The organism is Azospira restricta (genome assembly GCF_016858125.1).
Taxonomy (GTDB): Bacteria; Pseudomonadota; Gammaproteobacteria; order Burkholderiales; family Rhodocyclaceae; genus Proximibacter; species Proximibacter restrictus.
Window position 1 is genome coordinate 3636584 of the sequence record NZ_CP064781.1, and the last position, 16760, is coordinate 3653343.

The window sequence follows — 16760 nt, forward strand, 5'->3', positions numbered from 1 at the left end:
TTTTTTGCCTATCGATCCAGGGAACCCAGACCATGACCTTCAAGACCCCCGACCTCTGCGACGAATTCGAGGCCGAGCTCGGCAAGTCGCTGCGCGTCGTCGCACCGATGTTCAAGCACTACGGCGGCCGCAAGGCCTTCAGCGGACAGATCGTCACGCTCAAGCTGTTCGAGGACAACTCGCTGGTGCGCACCGCCTTCGCCGAAAACGGCAAGGGCAAGGTGCTGGTCATCGACGGCGGCGGCTCGCTGCGCTGCGCGCTGGTCGGCGACCAGCTGGCGATCCTCGCGCAGCAGAACGGCTGGGAGGGTGTCGTCGTCTACGGCTGCATCCGCGACTCGGGCGACATCGCCGGCATCGACCTCGGCGTGCGCGCGCTCGACACGCACCCGCAGAAAAGCATCAAGCGCAACGTCGGCGAGCGCGACCTGCCGGTGAGCTTCGGCGGCGTCACCTTCCACCCTGGCGACTACCTCTACGCCGACGAGGACGGCGTGCTGGTGTCGGCGAAGCCGCTGCGCTGAGCTGCCGCCAACGGCGACGGCGCCCGCAGGCGCCGTCGTTTGCCCTCGCCCGCCGGCCGGCGGGCCGTCAGACCTCGAGCAGTGCCGTGCTGTCGACGCCGACGCGCACGTTCCCCCAGAAGCGGCCGCCGATCATGATCGGCATGTTGATCTCGGAGAGGATTTCGCCGGTGTCGCGGGCATAGGTCTGCAGCAGCATCGGCGAGGTGTTCTTCGCCGCGCGCTGCCCGGTCGGATCGGTCCAGATGCGGCGCGTGCGGTTGCCGACCAGGTCGGCCTGGTAGTCGCCGGTGAGCGGTTTCGAGTACTTCAGGTTGTGGATGCCGATGTAGGCCTTGCTGTCGATCACGATCGAGTACAGCCCGCCTTTCATCTGCGCCAGCGCCGCCTCGAACAGCGGCTGCACCTCGCGCTCGAAGTCGGGGAGGTAGCTGACGTTGAACTTCTGCGGATTGGTGTTCGGAATCGGCTGGAAATTCTGGTCCCAGATGTTCACGCCGCGCTGCGCCAGCTCGGCGAACTTCTGCTGGATCGCGTCGCGGAAATCGCGGGTCTTGTCGACGTTGTAGTCGAAGGCGCCGCGGCCGATCTTGAAGCGCGACACCAGTTCCTGCACGCTTTCGGTGGCGCCGGAGAGTCCCGCCGTCGACTCCGCGGAGCCCGACATGTTGCCGGCCACCTCCGCCGACAGCGCGTGGATGTGAGTGACGTTGTCGTGCACCTGGGCATTGGTCGCGGTCAGCTCCTCCATCGCCGACGCGATCTGCGCCAGCTGCTCGCTGGTATGCTCGAAGTCGTCGACCATCTGGCGGAACTGGGCCGACGAGCGCTCGACCACTTCCCGCGTCGTCCGGATGTCGGCGTTGATCACCTCGTTCTCGCTCTGCGTCTCGCGCACCAGCCCGATCATGCCGCCGATGTTGTCGTTGATCTCGGTAGTCGCGACGTTGACCCGCTCGGCGAGCTTCCTGACCTCGTCGGCGACGACCGCGAAGCCGCGGCCGGCCTCGCCGGCGCGCGCCGCCTCGATCGCCGCGTTCAGCGCCAGCAGGTTGGTCTGGTCGGCGATCTCCTTGATCAGGCCGGCGATCTGACGGATGCTGTCCGAGCGCTGGCTGAGGTTGCCGACCGTGTCGTTGAAACGGCCGAGCTTGTCGGTCACCGACTGCACCTTGGTGACGATGTCGAGCATCTCGTTCAGCGAGCTGCGGGCAGTGGCGAGGTTGCTTTCGGTCGAATGCGAGATCACGTCGGTGGCACCGGAGACCTCGTCGATCGCCCGCGTCGCCTCGTTGCTGGCGGTGAACACCGCCTCGGTGATTTCCCCCTGCTTGGTCGCCTTGGCCGAGGTTTCGCTGACGTTCTTGCGCACCACGACCGCTTCGCGGGCGATGCTGACGCTGCTCCTACGCACTTCGTGGATGATCTGCCGCATCTTGTCGGCGAAGCGGTTGTAGCTGTTCGCCAGCTCGCGCAGCTCGTCGTGCGAATAGACCGGCAGGTCCTTGGAGAAATCGCCTTCGCCGCGACCGATCTCGTCGAAGATCTTGGTGATCGCGCGCACCGGGCGGACGATCAGGAAACGGATGTAGAGAATCTGGCAGATGTTCCAGACCAGCGCGAAGACGGTGACGCCGATCATCACCCACAGGCCGCTGTCGAACGCGGCCTGGACCGACCCCAGCAGTTCGGCCGAGGCGCCACCCCGGGCGATCAGCTCGCGGATCTTGCCGGTCTGGTGGATATAGACGCCGAGATAGACGAGGTCGAGCAGGAACAGCAGCAGGAAGCTCGACAGTTTTCGCGTCAGGCTGCCCCAGAACGTGCGCTCGGACCAGTCGTAGAAATCCCAGAACAGCTTCATTTCCCTCTCCCTGAATCATTCTCGCCGCGCGATGCCGCAGTCTTATGCAAATTGTAGCAACGGCGATACCGGCAGGAAATTGAATTGTGTCGAAAGTGTTTTTACCTAGGCACACCATTTCACAGGCCGGACAACATTTCGCAATGCAAAAAGAAACGGCTAAACCCCTGTAAGAAAACGAATAAAAAAACATCTTATGTCTTATATAAGACACTTGTCTTGCCCCCCATTCCTCTCTATACTGCCCCCATCGGCTGAAGGTTGATGAGCAGGTCGGAAAGACCGCCCGACGCCGCCGGCTTGAACCGTGTATTAACCCACATTGAGGACAGACCATGAGCACTCGCGAACAACGCATCGCCGCCCTGGAAAAAGACTGGGCTGAGAACCCCCGCTGGAAGGGCATCAAGCGCAACTACTCGGCCGCCGACGTCGTCCGCCTGCAGGGTCACCAGCAGATCGAGTACACGCTGGCCAAGAACGGTGCAAACAAGCTGTGGGCCAAGGTCAACGGCGGCGCCAAGAAGGGCTACGTGAACGCCTTCGGCGCGATCACCGCCGGCCAGGCGATGCAGCAGGCGAAGGCTGGCCTCGAGGCCGTCTATCTGTCGGGCTGGCAGGTCGCCGCCGACGGCAACACCTCGGAAACCATGTACCCGGACCAGTCGCTGTACGCCTACGACTCGGTGCCGACGATGGTCCGCCGCATCAACAACACCTTCAAGCGCGCCGACGAAATCCAGTGGTCGCGTGGCATCAACGAAGGCGACAAGGGCTTCATCGACTACTTCCTGCCGATCGTTGCCGACGCGGAAGCCGGTTTCGGCGGCGTGCTGAACGCCTTCGAACTGATGAAGAACATGATCGCCGCCGGCGCCGCCGGGGTGCACTTCGAAGACCAGCTGGCTGCCGTGAAGAAGTGCGGCCACATGGGTGGCAAGGTGCTGGTTCCGACCCAGGAAGCGATCGAGAAGCTGATCTCGGCCCGCTTCGCCTCCGACGTGATGGGCGTGCCGACGCTGATCCTCGCCCGTACCGACGCCGAAGCCGCCAACCTGCTGACCTCGGACCACGACGCCAACGACAAGCCGTTCTGCACCGGCGAGCGCACCCAGGAAGGCTTCTACCGCGTCAAGAACGGCCTCGAGCAGGCCATCTCGCGCGGCGTCGCCTACGCCCCGTACGCCGACCTCGTCTGGTGCGAGACCGGCACGCCGGACCTCGGCTTCGCCCGCGAATTCGCGCAAGCCGTGCATGCCGCCTGCCCGGGCAAGCTGCTGTCGTACAACTGCTCGCCGTCGTTCAACTGGAAGAAGAACCTCGACGACAAGACCATCGCCAAGTTCCAGGACGAACTGTCGGCGCTGGGCTACAAGTACCAGTTCATCACGCTGGCCGGCATCCACATCAACTGGTACAACACCTTCAAGTTCGCCAACGCCTACGCGGCCGGCGAAGGCATGAAGCACTACGTCGAGATGGTCCAGGAACCGGAATTCGCCGCGCGCGAGCAGGGCTACACCTTCGTCTCGCACCAGCAGGAAGTCGGCGCCGGCTACTTCGACGACGTCACCACGGTGATCCAGGGCGGCTCGTCGTCGGTCAAGGCGCTGACCGGCTCGACCGAGGAAGAGCAGTTCCACTAAGCGGTCCTCCTCTGCCGCAAGGCGGAAGCCAGGGAAAGCCGCACCCGCGAGGGTGCGGCTTTTTCATTTGGGCGCCGGCGGCCGCTCGAGGATCCGCTGCAGCACGCGCACGCGGTAGTCGTCGCTGATCGGCAGCGGCGCCAGCAGCGCGTGCCACGGGACGCCGGGGAGGAAGGCCTTGACCGCGGCGACGTCGTCCGGCAGCGCCGGGTTCTCGGGGTCGGCGAGCAGGTGGCGGGCAGCGTCGGAGGCGATGCGGGCGATGTTGGCGCGCGGCGTGTCGGCGCCGCGGACCAGTTGCATGATCAGCGGCGGCAGTTCCCAGGCCTCGATCAGTCCGAGCGACAGCTGCTTGAAGGTGAAGCCAGCGGTTTCCGTCTGCGCCTGCGCGTTGCGCGCGGCGAGGCCGAGGTGCAGCGCCTCGCGGGCGCGTTCGGGCAGTTCCGGAGCGAAGGCCCACAGCATCAGTTCGCCGATCTCGCCGAGCAGCGCGGCGAGCGCGACCTCGTCGGGGGACACGTCGGCGCGATGCGCCGCCCAGTGCAGCGCGATCTTGGCCGACAGCACCGCCCGCGCCTCGCAGGCGACCAGCCCGGGGTTCGCGTCGTCGCACAGCGGGCTCTCGGCACAAGCCTCGCTCAGCCCGCGCACGCCGACCTGCTGCACGGCACCGAGCAGCGTCGTCGTGTCGTGGCCGAGCGCCGCACCGCGCCGGCGCTGGCCGCGCCGCAGGAGGCGCAAGGCGAGGAAGGGGTCGCCCACCGCGATCGCCGCCATCTCTTTCGGCGACGCCTGCTCGACGTCGAGCGCCTCGATCAGCGCGCGCGAGCGGGGCATCATCGGGATGTCCTTCTCGCGCAGATAGGCGATCCACTGCGGCAGACCCCAATGCTGCCGATGATTGTCCACGCGCGGCTCCTTTCCGCAGGCGGCCCGGCGATCCGTCGCCTGCCCCTGTTGGACAGATTGTCGTCACGAAGATGCCGGAGCTTGAGCCCGGCCGTTCTTCGCCGATCCGCTCAGCCCGCCTCCCAGTAGGCGGCGCGGCCGTAGGTCTCCTTCAGCAGGTCGACGAACAGGCGCAGCCGCAGCGGCATGTGCCGGCGCTGCGGAAACACCGCGTAGATGCCCATCGGCGGCGCCTGCCAGGCGTCGAGCACCGACGAGAGCCGGCCCTCCTTCAGGTCCTGGCCGACCTCCCACAGCGAACGCCAGGCCAGCCCGCGGCCGGCCAGCGCCCATTCGTGCAGCACGGCGCCATCGTTGCATTCGAAGCGTCCGCTCACTTTCCACGACTCGGTGACGCCCGTTTCCGGGTTCTGGAAGATCCAGCCGCGCTGCTGGCCGAGCGAGAAGCAGTTGTGCCGCGCCAGGTCGGCCGGCGTCCGCGGCACGCCGTTGGCGACCAGATAGGCCGGACTGGCGACGACGACGCGGCGCATCTCGCCGAGACGGACGCTGACCAGGCTGGAGTCGGTCAGCTCGCCGATGCGGATCGCGCAGTCGATGCCTTCGTTGATCAGGTCGACGATGCGGTCGGAGAGGTCGAGGCTGACCGTCACCTCCGGGTTCGCCTGCATGAACGCCCCGACCAGCGGCGCCACGTGGCGGCGGCCGAAGCCGGCCGGCGCCGACAGCCGCAGGTGGCCGGCGGCGCGCACGCCGCCGAGCGAGACCGCCGCCTCGGCATTGGCCAGGTCGTTCAGCACCCGCTGGCAGTCCTCGAGGAAGGCCTGCCCCTCGAAAGTGAGCGTCAGCTTACGTGTCGTGCGCAGCATCAGCCGCACGCCCAGCCGCGCTTCGAGCGCGTCCAGCCGGCGGCCGACGATCGCCGGCGTCACCCCTTCCGCGCGGGCGGCGGCGGACAGGCTGCCGCGGGTGGCGGTGGCGACGAAGGCGGAGATTTGCTTGAAGGTATCCATCCGCCAATCTTATACAAAAAGTAAACAATAAACGCGACGATTATCGCCTTCCGTCGCTACCGATAACGGAATACACTGCAGTCCTATATAAGACTCGGTGCCCACCATGGACGCTTCGCAGTTCGCCAGTTTCGCCCTGATCGCCGCCGGCGCCTTCCTCGCCGGCGGCATGAACGCGATCGCCGGCGGCGGCACCTTCTTCTCCTTTCCGGCGCTGTTGGCCGCCGGCGTGCCGCCGGTGACGGCGAATGCCAGCAACACCGTCGCGCTGTGGCCGGCCAGCCTGTCCAGCGCCTGGGCCTACCGGCGGGAAGTGATGAAGCACAAGAAGTGGGCGCTGATCCTGATCGCCGTTTCCTTCGTCGGCGGCATCTGTGGCGGCCTGCTGCTGCTCGCCACCTCGAACGCCGCCTTCGCGAAGCTGATCCCCTGGCTGCTGCTGGTCGCCACCGCGCTGTTCGCCTTCTCCGGCCAGGTGCAGCGCATCGTCGGTTGGATCAAGGGCAAGCTCGGCGCGGCGCAATCGAACGAGCCCGGCAGCATCGGCGGCGCCGCCTTCCAGCTCGTCGTCGCCATCTACGGCGGCTTCTTCGGCGCCGGGCTCGGCATCCTGACGCTGGCCGCGCTGGCCATCCAGGGCTTCAGGGACATGCAGGAGCTGAACGCGCTGAAGAACGTCGCCTCGGCGGTGAACTACACCGTCGCCGCGATCACCTTCATCGTCGCCGGTGCGATCAGCTGGCCGCACACGCTGGTGATGCTGGCGACCGCCATGATCGGCGGCTATGCTGGAGCATCCCTGGCCCGCCGCCTGCCGGCCCTGTGGCTGCGCCGCCTGGTCGTCACCGTCGGCGCCAGCCTGACCGCCATCTATTTCTTCAAGACGTATTTCTGAACCTCACCCAAAGGAGCAAGCATGAGCCTCAACCTCCCCGCCGGCGTGCAGATCAACGCGCCGCTCAAGCCCGGTTACGAAACCATCCTGACGCACGACGCGCTGGCCTTCGTCGCCAAGCTGCACCGCGCCTTCGAAGGCCGCCGCCAGGAGCTGCTGAAGGCCCGCGTCGCCCGCCAGGCGCGCATCGACGCCGGCGAGATGCCCGACTTCCTGCCGGAAACCAAGCACATCCGCGAAGGCGACTGGAAGATCGCGCCGCTGCCGAAGGCGCTCGAGCGCCGCCGCACCGAGATCACCGGCCCGGTCGAGGCGAAGATGATCATCAACGCCTACAACTCGGGCGCCGATTCGTACATGACCGACTTCGAGGATTCGAACAGCCCGAACTGGGACAACCAGATCCAGGGCCAGGTCAACCTGTACAAGGCGATCCGCCGCGAGCTGTCGTTCAAGAACGAGGCCGGCAAGGAATACAAGCTGAACGACCAGATCGCCACGCTGCAGATCCGTCCGCGCGGCTGGCACCTCGACGAGAAGCACGTCACCGTGGACGGCCAGCGCGTCGGCGGCGGCATCTTCGACTTCGCCCTGGTCTTCTTCCACAACGCCAAGGAGCAGATCGCCCGCGGCGCCGGCCCGTTCTACTACCTGCCGAAGATGGAGTCGCACCTCGAGGCGCGCCTGTGGAACGACATCTTCGTCATGGCACAGGAGCACGTCGGCCTGCCGCAGGGCACGATCAAGGCCACCGTGCTGGTCGAGACGATCCTCGCCACCTTCGAGATGGAAGAGATCCTCTACGAGCTGCGCAACCACTCCGCCGGCCTGAATGCCGGACGCTGGGACTACATCTTCTCGTGCATCAAGAAATTCAAGAAGAACAAGGATTTCTGCCTCGCCCAGCGCGGCGCGATCACGATGGAAGTGCCGTTCATGCGTTCCTACGCGCTGGCCCTCGTCCAGGCCTGCCACAAGCGCGGCGCGCCGGCGATGGGCGGCATGTCGGCCCTGATCCCGATCAAGAACGACCCGGTGGCCAACGAGAAGGCGCTCGCCGGCATCCGCCACGACAAGACCCGCGACGCCAAGGACGGCTTCGACGGCGGCTGGGTCGCGCACCCGGGCCTCGTCGCCATCGCCCACGAGGAGTTCGTCAAGGTCCTCGGCGACAAGCCGAACCAGTGGGAGAAGCAGGTCGAGGGCACGTTCGGCCCGAAGGACTGGCTGAACTTCCAGCCCGAGCAGCCGATCACCGAAGCCGGCCTGCGCAACAACATCAACGTCGGCATCCACTACCTCGGCAGCTGGCTCGCCGGCAACGGCTGCGTGCCGATCCACAACCTGATGGAAGACGCCGCCACCGCCGAGATCTCCCGCTCGCAGGTGTGGCAGTGGGTGGTTTCGCCGAAGGGCGTGCTCGACGACGGCCGCAAGGTCACCGTCGAGATGGTGCGCGGCATGATCCCCGAGGAACTGGCCAAGGTGAAGGCCACCGTTACCGCCCAGGGCGAGGACACCGCCACCTACGACCAGGCGGCGGAGATCTTCGACAAGATGTCGCTGACGCCGGAGTACCCGGAGTTCCTGACGCTGCCGCTGTACGAGGCGATGGCGTAAGCCGCGACACCTAGCCGCACAATGAGAACGGCGCTCCGGGAAACCGGGCGCCGTTTTTTATTTTTTGTATCGAATATATCGACTTTTATCATTATTTTCAGACCGATCGGCATGCAATAGACTGGCACCGTCATCCCGATGGAGTGCCGCCATGCTCGCCGCCCTCACCCAGCTCCTGATCTTCCAGCTCGTCGGCGAAGTCATCGCCCGCGGCCTCGACCTGCCGGTGCCGGGCCCGGTGCTCGGCATGCTGCTGCTCTTCCTCGCGCTCGCGCTGCGCCGCGGGCCGGACAGGGAACTGCAGACGACCAGCCACACCCTGCTGCAGCACCTGTCGCTGCTGTTCGTTCCGGCCGGCACCGGCATCGTCGTGCATCTCGACCGCGTCGCCGACGAATGGCTGCCGCTGCTGCTGTCGCTCGTCGCCAGCACCGTGCTGACGCTCGCCGTCACCGCGCTGACGATGCGTGCGCTGGCCCGTCGCAGCGCGCCGGGAGAGCACGCATGAATCCGCGCATCGCCGACCTCTGGGTCTACCTGTCGGCGTCGCCGCTGCTCGGGCTGACGCTGACGCTGCTCGCCTACCAGGGCGCCTGGTGGGTCCATCGCCGCTGCGGCGCCAGCCCGCTGGCCAACCCGGTGCTGATCGCCGTCGCCGCGCTGGTCGCGCTGTTGCTCGCCACTGGCACGCCGTACCCGACCTATTTCGACGGCGCACAGTTCGTGCATTTCCTGCTCGGCCCGGCCACCGTCGCGCTCGCCGTGCCGCTCTACCAGCAGTTCGGCCGCGTCCGCGCGATGCTGCTGCCGGTGCTCGGCGGACTGCTCGCCGGCAGCCTGACGGCGGCGCTGTCGGCGGTCGCGATCGCCCGCCTGTTCGGCGCCAGCCCGGCGACGCAGCTGTCGCTGGCGCCGAAGTCGGTGACGACGCCGATCGCCATGGGCATCGCCGAGCGCCTCGGCGGCATCCCGTCGCTGACCGCGGTGCTGGTGATCGCCACCGGCATCCTCGGCGCCGTCGGCGCGCGCTACCTGTTCGACTTCCTGCGCGTGCGCGACACCGCGATCCGCGGCTTCGCGCTCGGCGTCGCCTCGCACGGCATCGGCACCGCCCGCGCCTTCCAGGTGAGCGAGCAGACCGGCGCCTTCGCCGCACTGGCGATGGGCATGAACGGCATCGTCACCGCCCTGCTGGTCCCCTTGCTGATCCCGCTGTTCGGCCAGGCCGCTAGCTGAAAAAGAAATCGACCAGCGCCGGATCGACGTCGGCGACGCCGGCGTGCTGCCAGCTCGGCGCGCGGTCCTTGTCGACCAGCAGCGCGCGGATGCCCTCGCGGGCATCGCCATGGGCGAAGCAGTGCCGCATCAGTCCGCGCTCCATGCGAAAGCACGCCTCCAGCGCGAGGCCGCGGCCGCGCCGCAGCTGCTCGTGGGTGACGCACAGCATCAGCGGCGAGAGCTTCTCCAGCTGCGCCAGCGTGTGCGCCGACCAGGCCCGGCTGCCCGCCCCGGCGTCGCCGGCCAGCGACGCCATGATCGCGGGAACGCTGTCGCTGGAAAAATGCTGCGCGATGGCCGCCAGGACTTGCGCATCGAAGACGTCGGGCACTGTGCCGCTCGGGACGTCGGCCGGCCAATCATCGGCGTCGATGCGCGCGAGCAAGGCTGACAGGTCGTCGAGAGCATCGCTGCGCACCAGCCGGTCGGCCAGCCCGCAGGCCAGCGCATCGGCACCGCTGATGGTCTGGCCGACGAGGCCGAGGTAGTTGGCCAGCGCCGGCGGCAGCCGTGCCAGGAAGAAGCTGGCGCCGACGTCGGGGAAGAGGCCGATCGCCGTCTCCGGCATCGCCATGCGCGTGCGCTCGGTGACGAGGCGCAGCGCGCAGCCCTGGCCGATGCCCATGCCGCCGCCCATCACCACCCCGTCCAGCAGCGCGATGGTCGGCTTCGGATAGCGGTGGATGCGGCAGTCGAGCGCGTACTCCTCGTCGAAGAACTGCCCGAGCTCGGGCGCCTCGGCCAGCGCGTCGCGATACAGCGAACGGATGTCGCCGCCGGCGCAGAAGGCCCGCCCGCCGGCGCTGCGGAACAGCACCGCGCGCACCGCCGGATCGTCGGCCCAGGCGTCGAGCTGCGCGGCGATCTGCCGGATCGTCGGCAGGTCCAGCGCATTGAGCACCTGCGGCCGGTTCAGCGAAACGATGCCGACGCCGCCGATGCACGAGAACAGGACTTCCGTACCCCGCAGCCGATCGTTCATTTCGCCGCCCCGCCGCTCACGGCTTTTCCCCGATCATCCGGCGATAGAGCGCGATCGACTCGCCGACCACGCCGCGCCGGAAGGCCAGCACGCAGAGCACGAAGATGACGCCCATGATCACCGTCACCAGCGAGCCGACCTTGTCGGCGAGCAGGTTCTGCAAGGCGACGATGACGGTGGCACCGACCAGCGGTCCGAGCACCGTGCCGACGCCGCCGACCAGCGTCATCAGCACCACTTCGCCGGAGGCATGCCAGTGCGCGTCGGTCAGCGTCGCGAAGGTGAACACCAGCGTCTTGGTCGCCCCGGCCAGGCCGGCCAGCGCGGCCGACAGCACGAAGGCGAGCAGCTTGTAGCGGGCGACGTCGTAGCCGAGCGAGATGGTGCGCGGCTCGTTCTCGCGGATCGCCTTCAGGATCTGCCCGAACGGCGAATCGATGATGCGCCGGATCAGCCAGAAGGCGCCGCAGAAGATCGCCACGACGAGGTAGTAGAGGTTGGTGTCGTCGCTGAGGTCGATGCCGAACAGGCTGCCGCGCGGCACGTCCTGCAGGCCGTCCTCGCCGCCGGTGAAGGACGAACGGATGAAGACGAAGTACACCATCTGCGCCAGCGCCAGCGTGGTCATCGTGAAATAGATGCCCTGGCGGCGGATGGCCAGGCTGCCGACGACCCAGCCGAGCGCCGCGGCGCCGGCGGTGCCGAGCAGCAGCCCGACCAGGGTCGGCACTTCCCAGACCTTCAGCGCATGCCCGGTCAGGTAGGCGGCGCTGCCGAGGAAGGCGGCGTGGCCGAAGGAGAGCAGCCCGGTATAGCCGAGCAGCAGGTTGAAGGCGCAGGCGAACAGCGCGAAACACAGCACCTTCATCACCAGCACCGGATAGATCGCCAGCGGCGCGAGGAGGAGCAGGACGACCCCGGCGAGGTAGGCGGCGCCGGTCTTGCCGAAAACGGTGTTCATGATTGCTGCCTCCCGAAAAGCCCGGACGGGCGAAGCATGAGCACGATGGCCATGATGATGAAGACGACGGTGGCGCTGACCTCCGGCCAGAACACCTTGGCCAGGCCCTCGATCAGGCCGAGGCCGAGTCCGGTGACGACGGTGCCGAGGATCGAGCCCATGCCGCCGATCACCACCACGGCAAAGACGACGATGATCAGGTTGGAGCCCATCAGCGGCCCGACCTGCGTCGCCGGCGCCGCCAGCACGCCGGCCAGCCCGGCCAGGCCGACGCCGAAACCGTAGGTCAGCATCACCATCAGCGGCACGTTGATGCCGAAGGCCTGGGTCAGCTTGGGATTCTCGGTGGCGGCGCGCAGATAGGCGCCGAGGCGCGTCTTCTCGATCACGTACCAGGTGAAGAGGCAGATCGCCAGCGAGGCGACGATGACCCAGGCGCGGTACTTCGGCAGCATCATGAAGCCGAGGTCGAGGGCGCCGCCGAGACCTTCCGGGATCGGATAGGGCTGGCCGGCGACGCCGTAGGAATCGCGGAACAGCCCTTCCATGATCAGCGCCAGGCCGAAGGTCATCAGCAGGCCGTAGAGGTGGTCGAGCTTGTACAGCCACTGCAGCAGCAGGCGCTCGATCACGATGCCGATCAGGCCGACGGCCAGCGGCGCCAGCAGCAGCATCCACCAGTAGCCGACGCCGAGGTACTGCAGCCCCATCCAGGCCAGCATGGCGCCGGCCATGTACAGCGCGCCGTGGGCGAAGTTGATGATGTTGAGCATGCCGAAGATCACGGCCAGGCCGAGACTCAGCATCGCGTAGAAGGAGCCGTTGACCAGCCCCAGCACCAGCTGCCCGTAGAGGGCGGCCAGCGGAATGCCGAACAGTTCAGTCATGATGGGTTCCCCGATGGAGGCGGCCGGCGGCGGGCGCCGCGTCTTGCCGGTGCAGGTTCACGTTCATCGCGCTCACACTCCCAGGTATTGCTGCAGCAGCGGCTGCTTCTCGGCCAGCTCGTGATTGGCGATCTCCGCCACCACCTGGCCGTGCTCGACGATGCACATGCGATCGGCCAGCGGCGCGGCGAAGCGGAAGTTCTGCTCGACCAGGACGATGGTGTAGTCGCGCTTCTTCAGCTCGCCGATGATCTCGGCCAGCTTCTGCACGATCACCGGTGCCAGGCCTTCCGAGATCTCGTCGAGCAGCAGCAGCCGGGCGCCGGTGCGCAGGATGCGCGCCATCGCCAGCATCTGCTGTTCGCCGCCGGACAGCCGGGTGCCTTGGCTGTGCCGGCGCTCCTTGAGGTTCGGGAACATCGCGTAGAGCTCGTCGATGCTCATGCCGCCGGACGAGACGCGCGGCGGCAGCAGCAGGTTTTCCTCGCACGACAGCCCGGCGTAGATGCCGCGCTCCTCCGGGCAGTAGCCGACGCCGAGCTGGGCGATCTTGTGCGGCGAGAGGCCGACGACCTCGCGGCCGTTGACCATGATCGACCCGGTCCGCCGGCCGGTCAGCCCCATCAGCGCACGCAGCGTGGTGGTCCGGCCGGCGCCGTTGCGACCGAGCAGCGACACGCACTCGCCGCGCCGCACCGAGAAATCCATGCCGTGCAGGATGTGCGATTCGCCGTAGAAGGCATGCAGGTCGGAGACCCGCAGGTATTCGGTAGCGCTCATCTCAGGCCTCCTGCAGGGCCGCGCCCCGAAGGAAGCCCCCTTGGGGGGCCCCGAGGGCGGGTTGGCCGCCGCGGGGGGCAGCGAACGAAGCGGGCGCGGGGGGCGTTTCCTCATGCCCGGCCGGCGACGCCAGTGCCGCCGCCTCGCTGCCCATGTAGGCCTCGATCACCGACGGGTTGGCGGAGACCTCGGCGTAGGCGCCTTCGGCCAGGATCGATCCGCGCGCGAGCACGGTGATCCGGTCGCTGATCCCGGAAACGACCTTCATGTTGTGCTCGACCATCAGGATCGTGCGGTTGGCCGAGACCTGCTTGATCAGTTGCATGACGCGGTCGACGTCCTCGTGTCCCATGCCCTGCGTCGGCTCGTCGAGCAGCAGCAGCTCCGGATCGAGCGCCAGCGTCGTGGCGATTTCGAGCGCCCGCTTGCGCCCGTAGGGCAGGTCGCCGGTGCGCATCGTCGCGTAGCTCTCCAGCCCGACCGCGGCCAGCAGTTCCATCGCCCGCTCGTTGAGGCGGTCGAGGCTGCGCCCCGCCTTCCAGAAGTGGAAGCTGGTGCCGAGCTTGCGCTGCAGCGCGATGCGCACGTTCTCGAGCACCGACAGGTTGGGGAAGACGGCGCTGATCTGGAAGGAGCGGACGACGCCGCGGCGGGCGATGCGCTCGGGCGCCTCGCGCGTGATGTCGCTGCCGTTGAAGCGGATCTCGCCGCGCGTGGGTTCGAGAAACTTGGTCAGCAGGTTGAAGCAGGTGGTCTTGCCCGCCCCGTTCGGCCCGATCAGCGCGTGGATATGCCCGCGCCGTACCTTCAGGCTGACCTCGTTGACCGCGACGAAGCCGCGGAACTCCTTGGTCATGCCCGATGTTTCGAGGATGTAGTCGTGTTCGTTTGCCAAGATGGGTGTCTCCTCCATCCGTTGTTCTTCATCCGCTGCCGGCCTGACGGGCCGGCAGCGGAGCTTCAGGCGCGTGCCTTACGCGGGCGCATTCGCGTGCGCCCCCAGCAGGTTGAAGATGCTGCCGAAGTCCAGCCCGCCGTTGCCGGCCTTGCTGTGCAGGTCGTACAGGTTGCGCGCGAGCGCCCCCATCGGCACGCTGGCGCCCACGGAGAGCGAGTTCTCGACGGCCAGGCCGAGGTCCTTCAGCATCAGGTCGACGCCGAAGCCGCCGGCGTAGCCGCGCGACGACGGCGCGCTGTCCATCACGCCGGGGCACGGGTTGTAGACCTCGAGCACCCAGTTGCGCCCCGAGCTCTTGGCCATGATCTCGGACAGCACCTTCGGGTCCATGCCGTTGGCCATGCCCAGGCGCAGCGCCTCGGCCGTGCCCGACATCAGGATGCCGAGCAGCATGTTGTTGCACACCTTGACCGTCTGCCCGGCGCCGCTGTCACCGGCATGGAAGATGTTCCTGCCCATCTTCTCGAGCAGCGGCCGCGCCCGGTCGAGCGCGCCTGCCGCGCCGCCGACCATGAAGGTCAGCGTACCGGCCTGGGCGCCGCCGGTGCCGCCGGAGACCGGTGCGTCGAGCATCGCGAAACCGCGCGCGGCGGCCGCCACGGCGACCTTGCGCGCCGCTTCCGGGGCGATCGTCGAGCAGTCGATGAACAGCGTGCCGGGGGCAGCACAGTCGAGCACGCCGCCCGCGCCGAGGTAGGTCGCCTCGACGTGGCGCGACGCCGGCAGCATGGTGACGACCGCGTCGGCACCGGTCACGGCGGCGGCGGCCGATACCGCCCGCTCGCCGCCGACAGCCGCCAGCGCGTCCATCTGCGCCGCCGACAGGTCGAAGCCGCTGACGGCGAAACCGGCACGGGACAGGTTCTGGGCCATCGGCAGGCCCATGTTGCCGAGGCCGATGAAAGCGATCTTCATGCTGGCCTCACTTCAGCGAGATGGTGGTGTTCACCTTGCCGGCCGAGCTGCCTTCCTCGAACCAGCGGGCGGTGACGGTCTTGGTCTGGGTCCAGAAGGCGATCGCCTGCTTTCCGTTCGGGCCGAGGTCGCCGAGCTTCGAGGCGCGCGAACCAGTGAAGCTGAAGTAGGCGACCGGCACCGGGATCGGCACGTTGATGCCGAGCTGGCCGACGTCGATCTCGTTCTGGTACTTGCGCGCCGCCCAGCCGCTCGACGTGAAGATCGAGGTGCCGTTGCCGTTCGGGTTGGCGTTGACGAAGGCGATCGCCTCGTCCAGCGTGTCGACGCCGACGACGCACAGCACCGGCCCGAAGATCTCCTGGTCGTAGATGTCCATGCCCGGCTTGACGTCGGCGAAGACGGTCGGGCCGACGAAGTTGCCGGACTCGTAGCCGGGCACCTGGCAGTCGCGGCCGTCGAGCAGCAGCCGGGCGCCCTGCGCGACGCCGCTGTCGATCAGGTTGATGACGCGCGTGCGGGCATTCCTGTTCACCAGCGGACCGAGGTCGGCCGAGCGGTCGGTGCCCGGGCCGACCTTCAGGCCGCGCGACTTCCCGACCAGGTCCTCCAGCCAGTTGCGCGCGTCGCCGACCAGCACCGCCACCGAGTTGGCCATGCAGCGCTGGCCGGCGGCGCCGAAGGCGGAACCGATCAGGTTGTTGAGCGCCTGCTCCTTGTTGGCGTCCGGCATGATCACGCAGTGGTTCTTGGCGCCCATCATCGACTGCACGCGCTTGCCGGCGTCGGAAGCGCGGCGGTAGATGTGCGTGCCGACGTGGGTCGAGCCGATGAACGACAGCGCGCGGATGTCGGGATGGTCGCAGATCATGTTGGCCACCTCGGCGCCGCCATGCACGACGTTGAGCACGCCGGCCGGGACGCCGGCCTTGTGCGCCAGCTCGACGAGCATCATGGTCGAGGTCGGGTCCTGCTCGGACGGCTTCAGCACGAAGGTGTTGCCGGCGGCGATGGCCAGCGGGAACATGAAGCAGGGCAGCATCACCGGGAAGTTGAAGGCGGTGATGCCGGCGCCGACGCCGATCGGCTGCAGCAGGTTGTACACCTCGACGCCGGTGGCGGCGTTCTCGGCGATCTCGCCCAGCTGCAGGCTGGTGATCGTGCACGCGTGCTCGACCGCCTCGAGGCCGCGGCCAACCTCGCCTTCGGCGTCGGGCAGCGTCTTGCCGTGCTCGCGGGTGATCATCTCGGCCAGCGGGCCGACGTTCTCGCGCAGCAGCTGCTGGAACTTGAGCATGATGCGCAGGCGGCTCGACAGCGAGGTGTTGCGCCAGGTCTTGAAGGCTTCCTTGGCGGTCGCCACGGCGAGTTCGACTTCCTCCGGCGTGGCGAACGGGACGCGGGCGACGACTTCCTGCGTCGCCGGGTTGGTCACGTCGCGCCACTCCTTGGCGCGCGACGGGTAGGCCTTGCCGCCGATGAAATGATGGATGGTGGCGACTTCAGTCTTGGAGGTGGACATGGTGGA

The 16760-nt window shown here is 67.6% G+C and carries 16 protein-coding genes; 6 read left to right on the plus strand and 10 right to left on the minus strand.

Annotation, left to right across the window (positions count from 1 at the left end):
- Positions 1-32 precede the first annotated feature (32 nt).
- A complete protein-coding gene (gene rraA / locus IWH25_RS17335; RefSeq protein ID WP_203387004.1) occupies positions 33-524 on the plus strand; it encodes a ribonuclease E activity regulator RraA in 492 nt (163 codons plus the stop codon).
- Positions 525-591: 67 nt separating this feature from the next.
- Here the strand turns inward: rraA and IWH25_RS17340 are convergent, their stop codons facing one another.
- The gene (locus IWH25_RS17340; RefSeq protein ID WP_203387005.1) at positions 592-2388 is read right to left on the minus strand and encodes a methyl-accepting chemotaxis protein; all 1797 of its coding nucleotides are present in this window, start codon (positions 2386-2388) and stop codon (positions 592-594) included.
- Between the two features lie 335 nt (positions 2389-2723).
- Between IWH25_RS17340 and aceA the strand changes: the two genes are divergently transcribed.
- Complete coding sequence (gene aceA, locus IWH25_RS17345) at positions 2724-4034, plus strand: isocitrate lyase (RefSeq protein ID WP_203387006.1); 1311 nt, start codon at positions 2724-2726, stop codon at positions 4032-4034.
- A gap of 63 nt (positions 4035-4097) precedes the next feature.
- Here the strand turns inward: aceA and IWH25_RS17350 are convergent, their stop codons facing one another.
- Positions 4098-4943 carry an HDOD domain-containing protein gene (locus tag IWH25_RS17350; protein WP_203387007.1) on the minus strand — a complete coding sequence of 282 codons (846 nt, stop codon included), beginning with the start codon at positions 4941-4943 and terminating at the stop codon, positions 4098-4100.
- 110 nt (positions 4944-5053) lie between these two features.
- Positions 5054-5956: a LysR family transcriptional regulator gene (locus IWH25_RS17355; protein WP_203387008.1), complete on the minus strand. Its 903-nt coding sequence runs from the start codon at positions 5954-5956 to the stop codon at positions 5054-5056.
- 106 nt (positions 5957-6062) lie between these two features.
- On the opposite strand from IWH25_RS17355, the gene IWH25_RS17360 reads away from it, so the two are divergent.
- The 4 genes from IWH25_RS17360 to IWH25_RS17375 all read left to right on the plus strand — a co-directional run bounded on the left by IWH25_RS17360 (position 6063) and on the right by IWH25_RS17375 (position 9707).
- Complete coding sequence (locus IWH25_RS17360) at positions 6063-6851, plus strand: sulfite exporter TauE/SafE family protein (protein WP_203387009.1); 789 nt, start codon at positions 6063-6065, stop codon at positions 6849-6851.
- Between the two features lie 21 nt (positions 6852-6872).
- Positions 6873-8471 (plus strand): malate synthase A, encoded by a 1599-nt coding sequence (gene aceB, locus IWH25_RS17365; protein WP_203387010.1) that lies wholly within the window; start codon positions 6873-6875, stop codon positions 8469-8471.
- Positions 8472-8622: 151 nt separating this feature from the next.
- Positions 8623-8979: a CidA/LrgA family protein gene (locus IWH25_RS17370; protein WP_203387011.1), complete on the plus strand. Its 357-nt coding sequence runs from the start codon at positions 8623-8625 to the stop codon at positions 8977-8979.
- Positions 8976-9707 carry an LrgB family protein gene (locus IWH25_RS17375; protein WP_203387012.1) on the plus strand — a complete coding sequence of 244 codons (732 nt, stop codon included), beginning with the start codon at positions 8976-8978 and terminating at the stop codon, positions 9705-9707. Before IWH25_RS17370 ends, IWH25_RS17375 begins: the two co-directional genes overlap by 4 nt.
- On the opposite strand, the gene IWH25_RS17380 is transcribed toward IWH25_RS17375, so the two are convergent.
- The 7 genes from IWH25_RS17380 to IWH25_RS17410 form a co-directional block, all read right to left on the minus strand.
- Positions 9700-10731 carry an enoyl-CoA hydratase/isomerase family protein gene (locus IWH25_RS17380; protein ID WP_203387013.1) on the minus strand — a complete coding sequence of 344 codons (1032 nt, stop codon included), beginning with the start codon at positions 10729-10731 and terminating at the stop codon, positions 9700-9702. The genes IWH25_RS17375 and IWH25_RS17380 overlap by 8 nt on opposite strands.
- A gap of 16 nt (positions 10732-10747) precedes the next feature.
- The gene (locus tag IWH25_RS17385; protein WP_203387014.1) at positions 10748-11692 is read right to left on the minus strand and encodes a branched-chain amino acid ABC transporter permease; all 945 of its coding nucleotides are present in this window, start codon (positions 11690-11692) and stop codon (positions 10748-10750) included.
- On the minus strand, positions 11689-12579 hold the full coding sequence (locus IWH25_RS17390; RefSeq protein WP_203387015.1) for a branched-chain amino acid ABC transporter permease: 891 nt from the start codon (positions 12577-12579) through the stop codon (positions 11689-11691). Before IWH25_RS17390 ends, IWH25_RS17385 begins: the two co-directional genes overlap by 4 nt.
- A 72-nt stretch (positions 12580-12651) precedes the next feature.
- The gene (locus IWH25_RS17395; RefSeq protein WP_203387016.1) at positions 12652-13359 is read right to left on the minus strand and encodes an ABC transporter ATP-binding protein; all 708 of its coding nucleotides are present in this window, start codon (positions 13357-13359) and stop codon (positions 12652-12654) included.
- A gap of 1 nt (position 13360) precedes the next feature.
- On the minus strand, positions 13361-14254 hold the full coding sequence (locus IWH25_RS17400) for an ABC transporter ATP-binding protein (protein WP_238998948.1): 894 nt from the start codon (positions 14252-14254) through the stop codon (positions 13361-13363).
- Between the two features lie 78 nt (positions 14255-14332).
- The gene (mmsB, locus tag IWH25_RS17405) at positions 14333-15232 is read right to left on the minus strand and encodes a 3-hydroxyisobutyrate dehydrogenase (RefSeq protein ID WP_203387018.1); all 900 of its coding nucleotides are present in this window, start codon (positions 15230-15232) and stop codon (positions 14333-14335) included.
- A gap of 7 nt (positions 15233-15239) precedes the next feature.
- Positions 15240-16754: a CoA-acylating methylmalonate-semialdehyde dehydrogenase gene (locus IWH25_RS17410; RefSeq protein WP_203387019.1), complete on the minus strand. Its 1515-nt coding sequence runs from the start codon at positions 16752-16754 to the stop codon at positions 15240-15242.
- Positions 16755-16760 lie beyond the last annotated feature (6 nt).

Excerpts from the sequence above, each read along its gene's own strand:
- rraA (WP_203387004.1), top strand. The coding sequence starts at position 33 with ATGACCTTCAAGACCCCCGACCTCTGCGACGAATTCGAGGCCGAGCTC.
- IWH25_RS17340 (WP_203387005.1), bottom strand. The coding sequence starts at position 2,388 with ATGAAGCTGTTCTGGGATTTCTACGACTGGTCCGAGCGCACGTTCTGG.
- aceA (WP_203387006.1), top strand. The coding sequence starts at position 2,724 with ATGAGCACTCGCGAACAACGCATCGCCGCCCTGGAAAAAGACTGGGCT.
- IWH25_RS17355 (WP_203387008.1), bottom strand. The coding sequence starts at position 5,956 with ATGGATACCTTCAAGCAAATCTCCGCCTTCGTCGCCACCGCCACCCGC.
- IWH25_RS17360 (WP_203387009.1), top strand. The coding sequence starts at position 6,063 with ATGGACGCTTCGCAGTTCGCCAGTTTCGCCCTGATCGCCGCCGGCGCC.
- aceB (WP_203387010.1), top strand. The coding sequence starts at position 6,873 with ATGAGCCTCAACCTCCCCGCCGGCGTGCAGATCAACGCGCCGCTCAAG.
- IWH25_RS17370 (WP_203387011.1), top strand. The coding sequence starts at position 8,623 with ATGCTCGCCGCCCTCACCCAGCTCCTGATCTTCCAGCTCGTCGGCGAA.
- IWH25_RS17375 (WP_203387012.1), top strand. The coding sequence starts at position 8,976 with ATGAATCCGCGCATCGCCGACCTCTGGGTCTACCTGTCGGCGTCGCCG.
- IWH25_RS17380 (WP_203387013.1), bottom strand. The coding sequence starts at position 10,731 with ATGAACGATCGGCTGCGGGGTACGGAAGTCCTGTTCTCGTGCATCGGC.
- IWH25_RS17385 (WP_203387014.1), bottom strand. The coding sequence starts at position 11,692 with ATGAACACCGTTTTCGGCAAGACCGGCGCCGCCTACCTCGCCGGGGTC.
- IWH25_RS17390 (WP_203387015.1), bottom strand. The coding sequence starts at position 12,579 with ATGACTGAACTGTTCGGCATTCCGCTGGCCGCCCTCTACGGGCAGCTG.
- IWH25_RS17395 (WP_203387016.1), bottom strand. The coding sequence starts at position 13,359 with ATGAGCGCTACCGAATACCTGCGGGTCTCCGACCTGCATGCCTTCTAC.
- mmsB (WP_203387018.1), bottom strand. The coding sequence starts at position 15,232 with ATGAAGATCGCTTTCATCGGCCTCGGCAACATGGGCCTGCCGATGGCC.
- IWH25_RS17410 (WP_203387019.1), bottom strand. The coding sequence starts at position 16,754 with ATGTCCACCTCCAAGACTGAAGTCGCCACCATCCATCATTTCATCGGC.